General features: G+C 45.1%; 12 protein-coding genes and 1 tRNA gene. 7 read left to right on the top strand and 6 right to left on the bottom strand.

Features of this window, described 5'->3' with window-relative positions:
• Positions 1–153 precede the first annotated feature (153 nt).
• A complete protein-coding gene (locus BFS05_RS05045; RefSeq protein WP_103084892.1) occupies positions 154–573 on the bottom strand; it encodes an OsmC family protein in 420 nt (139 codons plus the stop codon).
• A 602-nt stretch (positions 574–1,175) separates the two neighbouring features.
• On the opposite strand from BFS05_RS05045, the gene BFS05_RS05050 reads away from it, so the two are divergent.
• The 3 genes from BFS05_RS05050 (at position 1,176) to BFS05_RS05060 (ending at position 3,414) form a co-directional block, all read left to right on the top strand.
• Positions 1,176–2,048: a thymidylate synthase gene (locus BFS05_RS05050; RefSeq protein ID WP_103084893.1), complete on the top strand. Its 873-nt coding sequence runs from the start codon at positions 1,176–1,178 to the stop codon at positions 2,046–2,048.
• A gap of 122 nt (positions 2,049–2,170) precedes the next feature.
• Positions 2,171–2,818, top strand: coding sequence for a dihydrofolate reductase (locus BFS05_RS05055; protein WP_103084894.1), 648 nt, complete (start codon positions 2,171–2,173; stop codon positions 2,816–2,818).
• Between the two features lie 47 nt (positions 2,819–2,865).
• Complete coding sequence (locus BFS05_RS05060; RefSeq protein WP_103084895.1) at positions 2,866–3,414, top strand: low molecular weight protein-tyrosine-phosphatase; 549 nt, start codon at positions 2,866–2,868, stop codon at positions 3,412–3,414.
• Positions 3,415–3,853: 439 nt separating this feature from the next.
• On the opposite strand, the gene BFS05_RS06830 is transcribed toward BFS05_RS05060, so the two are convergent.
• Complete coding sequence (locus BFS05_RS06830; protein WP_180978611.1) at positions 3,854–4,006, bottom strand: hypothetical protein; 153 nt, start codon at positions 4,004–4,006, stop codon at positions 3,854–3,856.
• 368 nt (positions 4,007–4,374) lie between these two features.
• Between BFS05_RS06830 and BFS05_RS05065 the strand changes: the two genes are divergently transcribed.
• Both BFS05_RS05065 and BFS05_RS05070 read left to right on the top strand, forming a co-directional pair.
• On the top strand, positions 4,375–5,001 hold the full coding sequence (locus tag BFS05_RS05065) for a type IV toxin-antitoxin system AbiEi family antitoxin domain-containing protein (RefSeq protein ID WP_103084896.1): 627 nt from the start codon (positions 4,375–4,377) through the stop codon (positions 4,999–5,001).
• 187 nt (positions 5,002–5,188) lie between these two features.
• The gene (locus BFS05_RS05070) at positions 5,189–5,848 is read left to right on the top strand and encodes a DUF3800 domain-containing protein (protein ID WP_103084897.1); all 660 of its coding nucleotides are present in this window, start codon (positions 5,189–5,191) and stop codon (positions 5,846–5,848) included.
• A 225-nt stretch (positions 5,849–6,073) separates the two neighbouring features.
• Here the strand turns inward: BFS05_RS05070 and BFS05_RS05075 are convergent, their stop codons facing one another.
• From BFS05_RS05075 to BFS05_RS05085, 3 genes are all read right to left on the bottom strand, one after another.
• Positions 6,074–6,757, bottom strand: coding sequence for a DUF4125 family protein (locus BFS05_RS05075; RefSeq protein WP_103084898.1), 684 nt, complete (start codon positions 6,755–6,757; stop codon positions 6,074–6,076).
• Positions 6,754–8,877: a DUF4037 domain-containing protein gene (locus BFS05_RS05080; RefSeq protein WP_103084899.1), complete on the bottom strand. Its 2,124-nt coding sequence runs from the start codon at positions 8,875–8,877 to the stop codon at positions 6,754–6,756. Before BFS05_RS05080 ends, BFS05_RS05075 begins: the two co-directional genes overlap by 4 nt.
• A gap of 172 nt (positions 8,878–9,049) precedes the next feature.
• Positions 9,050–9,123 (bottom strand) — tRNA-Pro (locus BFS05_RS05085).
• A 207-nt stretch (positions 9,124–9,330) separates the two neighbouring features.
• On the opposite strand from BFS05_RS05085, the gene lysS reads away from it, so the two are divergent.
• Positions 9,331–10,983, top strand: coding sequence for a lysine--tRNA ligase (gene lysS / locus BFS05_RS05090; protein ID WP_374703772.1), 1,653 nt, complete (start codon positions 9,331–9,333; stop codon positions 10,981–10,983).
• A gap of 181 nt (positions 10,984–11,164) precedes the next feature.
• Positions 11,165–11,905: a phosphoglyceromutase gene (locus BFS05_RS05095; RefSeq protein WP_004112459.1), complete on the top strand. Its 741-nt coding sequence runs from the start codon at positions 11,165–11,167 to the stop codon at positions 11,903–11,905.
• 425 nt (positions 11,906–12,330) lie between these two features.
• Here BFS05_RS05095 and BFS05_RS05100 read toward each other — a convergent pair.
• On the bottom strand, positions 12,331–12,541 hold a 211-nt coding region (locus BFS05_RS05100), incomplete at its 5' end, for an IS3 family transposase (protein ID WP_146026733.1).

Consider the following 12,541-nt stretch of genomic DNA (forward strand, 5'->3'; position numbering starts at 1 on the left):
CAGTACATAAACAACATATACAGTATATTATGTTTTTTGGAATAGTCCACGCGATGTGTTGGGTGTTGTTGGTTTGTTTTGGGGCTGTTGTGGTGTTTGCGTTAGGGTGTTGTTGGCTTGGGGTTGTTGGTTTAGGGTTGGCGCTTTTACGCTTTATCTGCGAATAGTCACCATAACTCGAACCGGCGCGGCTGATTCAAGAGTGTGCTTCACAGTGCAACCTTTGCTTATATGGCGTTCCATACGTGCTTTCAGTTCAGAAGTAGCTTCATCGCTAAGAGGGGGATTGGCAGAAGTCGCGTCAACGGTAACATCTTCGTTAAACTGCGTGTAAGTTCCTTCTTCTGGGTCGTATCTTCCGCTTACAACGACGCGTGCGCTGGCGGATTCGCCAAGAGAATGCTCTATTGCGTACTGGCTACTTAGGGCTGTGCATCCTGCTAACGCTATTTGCATTAGTTCAACGGGCGTGAACATTCCTTCGCCTTTTCCGAAAGACAATCGCGCGCCGTCGTCGCTTGAAGCCTCCCATGTGCCATCATCTTTGCGCTCCACGCATAATCTTCTAGACATTTTGCTTTGCTCCTTTGCTGTAATCGTATTTTTCATGTTATCGTAAGGATCGTAACTATGCTTTCGGTTGTCGTGATAATGCAGTCGTCGTTCTGCGCGAGTGTCTGATTTTGCTTGTTTTGGGACGCTGGTGCAGTTGGCGTTCTGCGCGGATTACGCGCTCGCTTACGAAACTCGCAATGTGATATCAAATAAATCACCCTGCCTTCGTTTTTGTTGACGAAGGCAGACCTCGCTTGCGTTGAAAGTCCACTGGACTTTCAACTTTGAGCAAGCTCGGCGCTCCGAGTTGCCTTCGCGCGCTATATCGCAGCGCTCAAGCAGGTCGTCGCGCTTACTTTTGTTTACTTATGTGGTGTGTTGGTAAACAAAGTTGGGGGAGGGTTCTTGGTTTTGTTTACTTCGAGTGCGTGTTGGTAAACAAAGTCGGGGAAGGGCTCTTGGTTTTGTGGACTTATGGGATTGATAAGTAAACAAAGTTGGGGGAGCTGTTACGATGCGTAACGCTAGATTGTCGAAGTGAAGATAGCGTTTTGCGCGGTAGGCATAAGTTTTACGAGCGCGATTCTTTAAATTTATTATCGCTTTGTTAACATGGCAGTATGGCTTTAACAGAAGAAGAACTTGCGGCAATTCGCGCGCGCGTACCACAAAAACCAGCGTCTAATATTCCTACTCCTTACGAGGATTTAGTGCGAAAAATCCTTACGGAAGGCACTCTAAAATCAGATCGCACAGGCACAGGTACGATTTCGCTTTTCGGTCAGCAAATCCGCTTCGATATTAGCAAATACTTCCCGCTTATCACCACGAAAACCGTGTTTTTCAAAGGACTCGCGTACGAGTTGCTTTGGTTCCTTAAAGGATCAAGCAATGTGCGCTGGTTGCAAGAAAATGGCGTTCACATCTGGGACGAGTGGGCGGATGAGAACGGCGATTTAGGCCCTGTTTACGGCGTGCAATGGAGGAGTTGGCCGGCGCCTACCGCTGAAAATCCAAATCGCACAATCGATCAAATCGCGAACGTGCTGGACCTTATGAAGAATCATCCAGATTCTCGTCGAATGATTGTTAGCGCTTGGAATCCTGCGGAAGTTGAAAACATGGCCTTGCCGCCTTGCCACTCGCTTTTCCAATTCTATGTGGCTGACGGCAAGCTTTCGTGCCAGCTTTACCAGCGTTCTTGCGATATGTTCCTCGGCGTGCCGTTTAACATTGCGTCTTACTCGCTTTTGACGATGATGATGGCTCAGCAGGCAGGTCTTGAGCCGGGCGAGTTTGTGTGGACGGGCGGCGATTGCCATATTTACGACAATCACGTTGAGCAGGTGCTCGAGCAGCTTTCGCGCGAACCATACCCGTATCCGCAGCTTAAGATTCGTAAGGCAGATTCGATTTTTGACTACGATTACAGCGATTTTGAAGTGGTTGATTATAAGCATCATCCGACGATTAAAGCGCCGGTTGCGGTGTGAGATTTGCGTGATTTGCGCTGCTTAGTTTTGCGTTAGTCGTTGTGCGAGAGGCGTTGTGCGAGAATTGCGCGTGATTTTATATGCATTAGTGGAAAATAGCGTTAGTAGAAAGTGGCGTTAGTATGTCGAATAATTTTCCTGTGCGTCTGATTTGGGGACAAGCGTACGGAACTGACGGAAGGTCCGGCGCGATGGGTGTGAACGGTGGCATGCCGTGGCGACTTTCCCCGGATTTGCGCTATTTTAAGGCGATGACAATCGGCTGCCCTGTGATTATGGGTCGAGGCACGTGGGATGCGATGCCGCCGAAATTCCGTCCGCTGCCTGGGCGCGAAAATATTGTTGTTACGCGAAATCCGGATTTTGTGGCGGATGGTGCGTGCAGTTTTACTAGCATTGACGCAGCTTTGGATTATGCGCGAGAATGGTTGGAAAATAGGGAAGCGCTGGAAAATCAGGAGAATGTAACTAAAGAATCGCCTTTAGATTCTCATCAAGATTCGCCTAAAGACGGACGTGCAATCTGGGTTATTGGCGGGGCTGCAATTTTGCACGAAATGCTTGCAAATTATCACGCGGACGCAGCTTACGTAACGCAAATCGACGCAAAAGTTGATGCAGATACGTTTGCTCCCGATATTCAGAATCTTGTTGATGCTGGAAAATGGTGCGTTGCGCGCGAAGGTGAGTGGCAGGAAGCGCCGTTGAAAGTTGGTAGCGAAAGCAATCCTGCACGATACCGGTTCATGGTATATAGTCCTGCGCAGTAAACAAGAATCGCAAAGTAAACGAAAAATCCAAAAGTAAACGAGGAAATATGACTGAAGAATCAAGCAAAATCAAGGTAGATGCGCGTCATCCATACACTGTTATGACCGTTTGCACGGGGAATATTTGCCGCTCTCCAATGGCGGAAATCGTGCTACGTAATGAGTTTGCGCTTAGGGGATTAAGCGACGTCGTTGCCGTGCGTTCCAGCGGAGTCAGCGATGAGGAGTATGGGAATCCGATCGATCGCCGCGCGCAAAGGGAATTAACTAAACGCGGATACCACCTTCCAGTATCGCATTTTGCGCATCGAATTGAAGCGGACGAGATTGCGGAAACGAACCTGTTTTTGCCAATGACGGCATCGCATATGCGTTCGCTCGTGCGTCTTCTTCCTGTACAAAAGCGCGCGTTCGTTCATATGTATCGCTCGTTTGATCCTTCGTTACCAAAGCCTTCTGCTGGGTGCGAGTCCACTTTAGATTTGGCGGATCCGTGGTATGGTGGGCCGCGAGAGTTCGAAATTGCCATGAATCAGATTGAGGAATGCGCGCCGTACATAGTCGATTGGGTTGAAAGTAGAATTTCGCGCGACTAATAACGACTAGTAAGCATCCTTAATGGTTTTGGCAAATTGAGTACTAAGTTTGTATTGATTTGCTAAGACAATTTTTGGTGCGGAATAATAGTTTTAATTCCTGTGCATTGCGCTTTTACGGGGTACAAGATTTTTATACAAGGTCATAATTTTCCTATGCAATGGGGCTGAGTTGCGAATCGACCGAGCTTAAAGCAGCATAGTGCACTTTAAGCTCCTTCGATGAGTGAGCTGGCACAGAGAGGAAGTCCAGTGGACTTCCTCGCCAGCGAAGCGTTGAGCTGTTACTGCGAACGCGATGAAAAGTGGTACTAAAGATCTCTCATCGCAAGATTTTTACATTGCTCTAAGAGAAACTCCGACAGCTCTTGGCATGTTTAGTCTTTTAATCTTCGGTTAATCACCGAGATTTTTCAATTTTTCTTGCTCTCTCGACGAGTCACCATTCGGGCTGCGAATCGACCGAGCTTAAAGCAGCATAGTGCGCTTTAAGCTCCTTCGATGAGTGAGCTGGCACAGAGTGGAAGTCCAGTGGACTTCCGCCGCCAGCGAAGTGTTGAGCTGTTACTGCGTGCGCGATGAAAAGTGGCACTAAAGATCTCGTTCACTGCGAAAAATCTCAAATCTCTGCCTAATAACAGCAAAGCGTAAGTATTTTAGAACTATGTGTAAAAAATTAATCTACATATTTTGTTAATTAACTAGTATTGCAAATAAGTAAATTGACTGGTTCTGAAGCCGATTTATAAGCGCTTTTATGCAAGTCTTATATGATTTGCAGATTTTAGTAAGTCTTAGTAAGTCTTTAGTAAGTCTTCAGTTGCAATTCTCTAGATACAATTTTTGTATACAATTTTTTACTTGCAATTGTGCGTTATTTGTATAATAATAAAGCACAAAAGCAAGTTTTTTATAAGCGTTTATTATCTCTAAAATGATAATTCTTTAATAGGTTGGTATGTGACGGTGAAAGTAAAGTCGGATAAAAAGAGAACAAATATTAGTGAAATTAAAAGAATTGTTAAGAAAAATAACGGTATTATCACGGCAAAAGAAGTTTCTTCCGCAGGAATTGACTCTTGGTATCTAACTAGCATGGTCAAAAATAATGATTTGGAAAGAGTTGCGCGCGGCGTGTATTTCGATAGCAATTCAAATAATTATGATGAACTTTATTTTTTCCAGCTTCGTAATAAAGCTTGCATATGTTCTTACCAAACTGCCTTGTATTTGCATAATCTTACAGATCGCATGCCGTTTATAAACGAAGTTACGGTATGTCAGGGATATAACACGTGGCGCATAAAAAATGATGTTGAAGTGCATCAAATTAAAAAAGAATGGTATAAAATTGGTATCACTCAGGTGCGTACGGTTATTGGTAATTATGTGATGGTTTATGATATGGAGCGCACTATCTGCGATTTGGTTAGGAATCGTAGGCGTCAGGATTCAGAGATATTTGGTAAGGCTTTGCGTGCGTATGTGAGAAACCCTAAGAAAAATGTACATAGATTGCGCGAATATGCCAAAAAATTTGGTATTCTTCGGCAAGTTGACGATATTTTGGAGATTCTCGATGAATAACAGTAGTAATAAAAGTATTGCAATTAGAGATAGTGTTACGCAGCGTTTGCGTAACACACAAAAGCAGTGTCAGTGAGCGTAAAAACCAGCATGAAAGTGTTCGATAACCCGATTAAAACTACGCATGGTATTTTTAATTAATAAGTTTATAATTTACAATTCACGTACATTTTGTATAGTTTAATTTATGTTTGCTTATATAGATGATTCTGGTGACTCTGGGTTTAAATACGACAGAGGCTCAACGAGATATGTCGTGATAGCAGCATGTATTTTCGATACCAGTGAAGATATTACTCATACTTGGCAGTTGATTGAAACAGCAAGATGTGAGGAACAAAATGGAGAATTCTTTCATAGGTATGATCGCGAATTTAAATATAATAAAACGCACCCTAAGCTTAAAGACGTGTTTTTTGATCGCATGAAATCAGCTAATTATCACGTACGAGTAATTATTGCAGATAAAACTAAAATTCGTAGTAAAAATTTATTAAGTAATCCTAGGCTACTAAAAAGTTATATGATACGTCAGCTTTTTACGCACACATTTGGGGCGGTCAAGGAATGTGTTTTGTATATTGATGGGCAGGATACTCGCGCTTTTTCTATTCCTGATACAGATTACCTGATGAATATAGTTAATAAAATATGTCCAGGAACATTAAGCAAGGTTAATTTTGTTGATTCAAAAACAAATCCAATGATTCAATTGGCGGATATGACCGCTGGAGCTATTCATGCAAAATTAGAAACTGGTAATCCAAAAGCATTGGCGCATTTTAATACTTTTGCTTATAGAACTGATAAGCCGCTGGGAACGTATTGGATGTTTACAGATGACTAAATACTTTGTTGTTTGGCGAAAATTCTGTCAAAAATAACGAGTAAAAATTATAGCCCCTCTATTCATTACGTTGTGTAAAGAAACGCGCACCAGCGGGTGACTATTCGAGGGACTTCTTAAAATTCTATCAAACTAGAATGATGTTAGCAACATACTGTAGTGCTTGTCGCTTTTAATCTGCGTGAAATCGGCAACCTTAAGCAAGTTTTTTTATAAGTGAGATAGCTAGTGTGCGCATTCGGCTGATTCGAGCGAATCGTATCCATACATGCGCACGGTATTCGTAATAATCATTTGCGTAAGATTTAGATTTTCCGCGCGCAAATTATTTACAAAACGCTGGTATTTAGCGAAAGTATCGTCAGAATACGTGCTTAATTCGCCTCGCAAATACGTTTCAAAAGACGTGTTTTCTGCCGTATCCTCGCTAGTTTTAAGCACGCGCATCGCAAGACCCAAGTTAGGGTATCGATTGCGAAAATCTGAAGCCCATTTAACTTGCGTTAAAATAATCTGCTCCTGCGCGCTTTTTCTAGGCTTCAAAATCGGCTTAATATAAGGTTTAATAGTGCGTTCAAAAATTTCCGGGGCAGTAGATTCCATCATTCTTGCATATTTTTCTGTTATCAAATTGCGGCCATCGCTGTCGGCGCGCTCAAGATCTTGCTTATAAGACTCCTGCAAGTCAAGCGGCCATGACAAAAACTGACTCATGCGCATAATGCGAAAAGTTGGCCAGTTTCCTTGGCAATTTGCGCGCCCTCCTTCGTTTTCCGTAAGCTGGAACTGATCCCACTCGAGTTTAGTGATTTCTTCCGCAAGCTTTTGCGCTTGCAGCTTTTCTTCGTTTGCAAGATTTTGCGCTTTCTGATTTTGCGTTTTCGGATTTGTTGATGAATCGCACATCATAAGCTCCTCAAACATGCTGCGCGCGAGTGAATATGCGCTTCAACGTACGGCCTCTGCCATTCCAAAAAAGTTTCGCCGCAATCGCTCAATCCTTGATATTGCAACTCTCGCACAATATCTTCGCAAATGCTGTCAATTATTTGCGTAACTTGTTTTTGTGCAATTCCGGCTCCCTTTCCGCCTTCGCCAAATCCGTCTCCGCCGGAGCCGTCGCCACCAAAGCACGCCGCGGAAGAAAGTCGCATTAACGACTCAAGTTTGCCGAATACTTCCGGAAGTCTAGACGCCATTCGCGCGCTGAGTTTGCGTAAAGCTGCAAATTGCCACTTGTAGTAAGGCAAATATCCTGCACTTATTGGGTTATTTAGCAAAAACACGATTGACGCGGTCGCACGCACGAATTCGTTTATAGAAAGCCACGCTGCGGATGCGTCTTTGCGCGCAATCATGCGTGGGAAATTGTACTGGCCTGCTTGAGCCATCATGCCAAGCCTGCGCGAAATTAGTGAGATTCGCACGTCGTCCGGCATGAGTTTGAAGCTTTGGCGCGCCTTTGAGAATTCTCCAAGAGGATCCGCGAAAATTTTGCCATTCGTTGCTGCTGCAAGCGTTGACTCATTTAAGGACAGCCATAAGTGAGGTTCGTTTTGACTTGGGGCAGTAGGGAAGCCGGTTAGATTTTCGAAAAACTTAGCTGTACTAAATACTCCGACTCGCTTGCTGCTTTCGCATGATTTAGCGCGTGGAGTTTCTTCGCGAGAGCCAAAACCGGCGTATCTCTGAGGAAGTACGTCGTAAGCAGCCTGCAAATCCGCGCCAATTTTTGCATAGTCTTCATCTGTAAGCCATAAGCAGAATCCTGGGCCAAAATCATGGTCGCGCGAAATCTCGTCGTCAAATCCGTAACATTCCGATCCATGACCAACTAATCCGGCTGCTATGCGATTTTTGTATTTCGCAAATTTTGGCTGATCAAGTAACGGCTTTCCGTAAGTTTGCCAATATGATTGCGATAATTGCATGCCGTTTTTTATGTGTGGAGTGGGCGAGGATTGACTTGCTGTGTTCTTGGCTGTTATGTGTTGGTTTTCTATGTGTTGGTTTTCTATTTGTTGGATTGCAGACACTTTTTTGGATGTTTCCGTAACGTTTTCTGCTAACTTGCGTGTTTGCTGCAAATTTTCCAACGTAATCGCATATGATTCGCTATCTTTTCCGTAGCATTTAGCAATCAAATCAAGCGCTTTACTGTATGCTTTTACAGCATCGGAATACTCGCCGCGCTCGCACTGAACCTGCGCAAAACCAGCCAAAGCAGAAGCATAATGCGGCTGATTTTCGTTATTTCCAGCGATATACATTCGAACGCTGGTTGAAGCGTGTTCAAAAGCAGAGTTAAGAGTTGCAGATTTGCTGTTTGTGTTTTCGTCAGGCCTCGCGAACTTTTGTTGGTACTCCTGCGAGCATTTTTGTTGTAACTCTTGCGAGCACTCATGTTGAAACTCTTGCGAGCACTCCTGTTGGTACTCCTGCGAGCACTCCTTCGTGCACTCTTTTGAGCACTCCTGCAGCATCGCAAGCGCAAGATTCGTGTGCGTGGCAGCAATATCAATATCGCGCTCAGGATCCGTGCTTGTATTCTGCAAAATTTCAAGCGCCTGATTAAGCTCCTCAATTGCATCATGCGTGCGACCGGTTTCGCTGTAAAGCATCGAAAGATTGTTGTGAAGTGCAGCGAGCTTGCGATTTTTGTCGCCGAGAGTTGTAGAGGATTCGTTAAGAGCCTGAGTGTAAATTTTTTCAGCGCGATTGTAGTCGCCAGACGCGCGAAGGCTAGTAGCAGCGTTTATAAGCGTGGTTGTACCAGCTTCGGTGCCAGCTAGTTGCATTTCATTTGCAAGATTTAGAGCGCGATTGATAATTGGTTGATTTTTCGCGTATTCTCCTCGAGAACGATAAAATCCCATCAACTCGTTTAAAACAGATAGTTGCAATGCTTGAGCGTTTGCTTCTTGCGATTCGGCGAGTTTATGCAAAAGGTACGATTCGATTGCGTCTGCGCTCGCGTGATTTGCGAACATTTTGTCAAGCTCGCTATAAAATTGCGTCGCATTCTCCATCAAAGCCCCCTTGCTACACATTTGCGCTCCAAATCGACTTTAACTTTACAGTCTTGCAAAGAAAAATTGCGCGGAAGTGGGATAAGTGGAATAAGCTTAATAAGTGAAATTGGCAAAGCGACATGTTCTGCATAATCGCAATAAGCGGCATAAATACGCCAAAAATCAAAAGTCGGGCTGGCGGGATTTGAACCCGCGGCCTCTTCGTCCCGAACGAAGCGCGCTACCAAACTGCGCTACAGCCCGATGCTGAAACTTGCGTAAAAATGCGCATAAAAGTTCCGGCAACGTCCGTAATGTTACAGGTTGGCTAATACAAATTGTTTTAAAGCGTGTGAAAGTCGCGTATAAAAAGTCTTGTTATATAAGAAAGTCTCATATACGAAAGTCGCGTATAAAACCTGTATTCCCTACTGGTTACAATTAGCGTTTATGACTGACACCAATACTGCAATGTCTGCCGCGCAAAATGCCGCAGAAAACGAAGCAACAGATACCGTCAATGAAATTGACACTGTTGAGCATGCCGAAATGCTACTCGCGCAAGACGAGGCGATCGCCAAGCGCGTAAACGAAGGCGCAACTCTGGATGAAGCAATCGACCCAAGTAATAAAGAGTTTGGTCCGCAGGCTCATCCGGAGCAGGTACAGATGCGCGTTGCTAAGCGCGCGATGATGCTTAAGGAGGGCGTGCAGCCTTATCCTGTGCACCTTAACGTTACGGATACTATCGAGCAGGTTCGTAAGCAGTTCGATGGCAAGCTTGAAGCTGGCGAAGAAACCGATACCGAGGTTGGTATTGCAGGTCGCGTGCTTTTCTTGCGTAACGCTGGCGGCTTGTGCTTCGTTAAGCTTTCTGCCGGTGACGGCACTACGATTCAGGCGATGGTTTCCAAGAAGGAAATTGGCGAAGAATCCATTAAGAATTTCAAGCAGATGGTGGATTTGGGCGACCACTTGTACGTTCGCGGTCGCGTGATTTCTTCCAAGACTGGCGAGCTTTCCGTATTCGCAACTGAGTGGGCGATTGCAGCTAAAGCATTGCAGCCGCTTCCAGCTTTGCACAAGGAATTAAGCGACGATACTCGTACGCGCAAGCCATATATTGGCATGATTGCAGACGAAAAGATTCGCGATATGGTTCGCCGGCGTTCGCGCGCTGTGGCTTCTCTTCGTCGCACATTTGACAGCCACGACTTCTTGGAAGTTGAAACTCCAATGTTGCAAACGGTTCACGGCGGTGCTGCAGCTCGTCCGTTCACAACTCACATGAACGCTTTTGACATTGATCTTTATTTGCGCATTGCTCCGGAGCTTTTCTTGAAGCGCTGCTTGGTTGGTGGCATTGAGCGCGTGTTTGAAATCAACCGCGATTTTAGAAACGAAGGCGTGGACGCAACTCACGCTCCAGAGTTTACGATGCTTGAGGCTTACCAGGCTTACGGCACTTACGATACGATTGCTGCTCTTACTAAAGAGCTTATTCAGAAGGCTGCTGTAGACGCATTCGGCTCCACTAAGGTGACTTTGCTTAACGGCGAAGAGTACGATTTTGGCGGCGAATGGAAGCAGATTACCATGTACGGATCGCTTTCCGAAGCTTTGGGCGAGGAGATTACGCCGGAAACTTCCGTTGAGCATTTGGGTGCGATTGCAGACAAGCTTGGCGTTGAGCGCGACGACGTGGAGAATCACGGCAAGTTAGTTGAGCACTTGTGGGAGCACTTCTACGAGGATAAGCTTTACGAGCCAACGTTTGTGCGAGACTTCCCAGTGGAGACCAGCCCGCTTGTTAAGGGTCATCGCACGAAGCCTGGAATGGTTGAAAAGTGGGATTTGTACGTGCGCGGATTTGAGCTTGCAACCGGCTACTCCGAGCTTAACGATCCTGTTGTGCAGCGCGAGCGCTTCGTGGCTCAAGCTAAGGATGCTTTGGCTGGAGACGTTGAGGCAATGGATATTGACGAGGACTTCATTGAGGCTCTCGGCGTCGGTATGCCTCCTGCTGGCGGCATGGGAATGGGTATTGATCGCTTGCTGATTGCTCTTACGGGCGCAACTATTCGCGAGACGATTACGTTCCCACTCGTGAAGCCTCTTCGCTAGTTGTGATTATCGCTAGTTGTGATTATTGCTAGTTGTGTTAGTTATAATCAGTTGAATTAATCTTAAAAGTTCTTAAAAGTCGTTGAATGCTATTTTAGTGTTCGGCGACTTTTTTGATTAAATTTTTCGTGTTTGTTTACTTTTTGTGTGTAGTCGTACGAAACGAATAGACTAGGTAATTATGACATACAAATTAGTATTGCTCCGACATGGTCAGAGCGCATGGAATAAGACCAATCAGTTCACTGGTTGGGTTGATGTACCGCTGACTGAGCAGGGTGTCGAGGAAGCTAAGCATGGTGGCGAGCTTCTTAAAGAGAAGAACGTTCTTCCAGACATCGTGTTCACTTCTTTGCTTCGTCGCGCTATCAATACCGCGAATTACGCGCTTGATGCAGCCGACCGCTTGTGGATTCCAGTTCGTCGTAGCTGGCGTTTGAACGAGCGTCATTACGGTGCTTTGCAAGGTAAGAATAAGTCTGAGATTCGTCAGGAATATGGCGATGAGAAGTTCATGATTTGGCGTCGTTCTTACGCAACTCCACCTCCTGAGATTGATCCAAACGATGAGTATTCTCAGACGAATGATCCTCGTTACGCAGGCGATCCAGTTCCAGAAACTGAAGCTTTGGCGAACGTTGTGACTCGCGTAACTCCTTACTGGGAATCGGATATTATTCCAGAGCTTAAGTCTGGCAAGACTGTGATGATTGCGGCTCACGGCAACAGCTTGCGCGCAATCGTTAAGATGCTTGACAACTTGAGCGAGGAAGAGATTTCCAAGGTGAATATTCCAACCGCTATTCCTCTGCTTTACGAGTTGGATGAGAACTTCAAGCCGATCAAGCCTCGCGGTGAGTATTTGGATCCAGAAGCTGCTGCTGCTGGTGCTGCTGCCGTGGCTGCTCAGGGTCAGAAGTGAGATTCTGATTAAGCTGGATTTGGAGCGCCTAAGTTAGTTTTTAGCGCTTAAGTTAGCTTTTAAAATAAAAGTAGGTCTGCAATTAGTTTGCAGGCCTATTTTTTTATTTACTTTTTATTTTCATTGGTGCGTTCGCTTACGAAACTCCCAATGCAATACCAAATAAATCACCCTGCCTTCGTTAGTAGAAACGAAGGCAGACCTCGCTTGCGTTGAAAGCGCACTGTGCTTTCAACTTTGAGCAAGCTCGGCGCTCCGAGTTGCCTTCGCACGCTATATCGCAGTGCTCGGGCAGGTCGTCGCGCTTAGTTTTGTTTACTTATGCGGTGTGTAAGTAAACAAATTCGGGGAGGTGTTCTTGGTTTTGTTTACTTAGAGGGTTGATATGTACCCCTTTTTCTGGACACATATCCCTTTTTACTTAATCATATCGTCTGCGTGGATGCTTTCCTGCATTTAACAGGAGGCACCCACCCAGTCTTCTTCTGTATTCTCTCGTTATTGTAATAATAAATATATTCCCTCATTGCTCGATCAAACTCTTCAAACGAAGCATACTCATGCTCATGCCCGTAATACATCTCGTTTTTAAGCCTACCGAAAAATGATTCCATAATACCATTGTCATAACAGTTA

The organism is Gardnerella coleohominis, from assembly GCF_002896555.1.
GTDB lineage: Bacteria > Actinomycetota > Actinomycetes > Actinomycetales > Bifidobacteriaceae > Bifidobacterium > Bifidobacterium vaginale_F.

Coding starts and splice junctions, on each gene's coding strand:
- BFS05_RS05045 (WP_103084892.1), bottom strand. CDS start 573: ATGTCTAGAAGATTATGCGTGGAGCGCAAAGATGATGGCACATGGGAG.
- BFS05_RS05050 (WP_103084893.1), top strand. CDS start 1,176: ATGGCTTTAACAGAAGAAGAACTTGCGGCAATTCGCGCGCGCGTACCA.
- BFS05_RS05055 (WP_103084894.1), top strand. CDS start 2,171: ATGTCGAATAATTTTCCTGTGCGTCTGATTTGGGGACAAGCGTACGGA.
- BFS05_RS05060 (WP_103084895.1), top strand. CDS start 2,866: ATGACTGAAGAATCAAGCAAAATCAAGGTAGATGCGCGTCATCCATAC.
- BFS05_RS05070 (WP_103084897.1), top strand. CDS start 5,189: ATGTTTGCTTATATAGATGATTCTGGTGACTCTGGGTTTAAATACGAC.
- BFS05_RS05075 (WP_103084898.1), bottom strand. CDS start 6,757: ATGATGTGCGATTCATCAACAAATCCGAAAACGCAAAATCAGAAAGCG.
- BFS05_RS05080 (WP_103084899.1), bottom strand. CDS start 8,877: ATGGAGAATGCGACGCAATTTTATAGCGAGCTTGACAAAATGTTCGCA.
- lysS (WP_374703772.1), top strand. CDS start 9,331: ATGTCTGCCGCGCAAAATGCCGCAGAAAACGAAGCAACAGATACCGTC.
- BFS05_RS05095 (WP_004112459.1), top strand. CDS start 11,165: ATGACATACAAATTAGTATTGCTCCGACATGGTCAGAGCGCATGGAAT.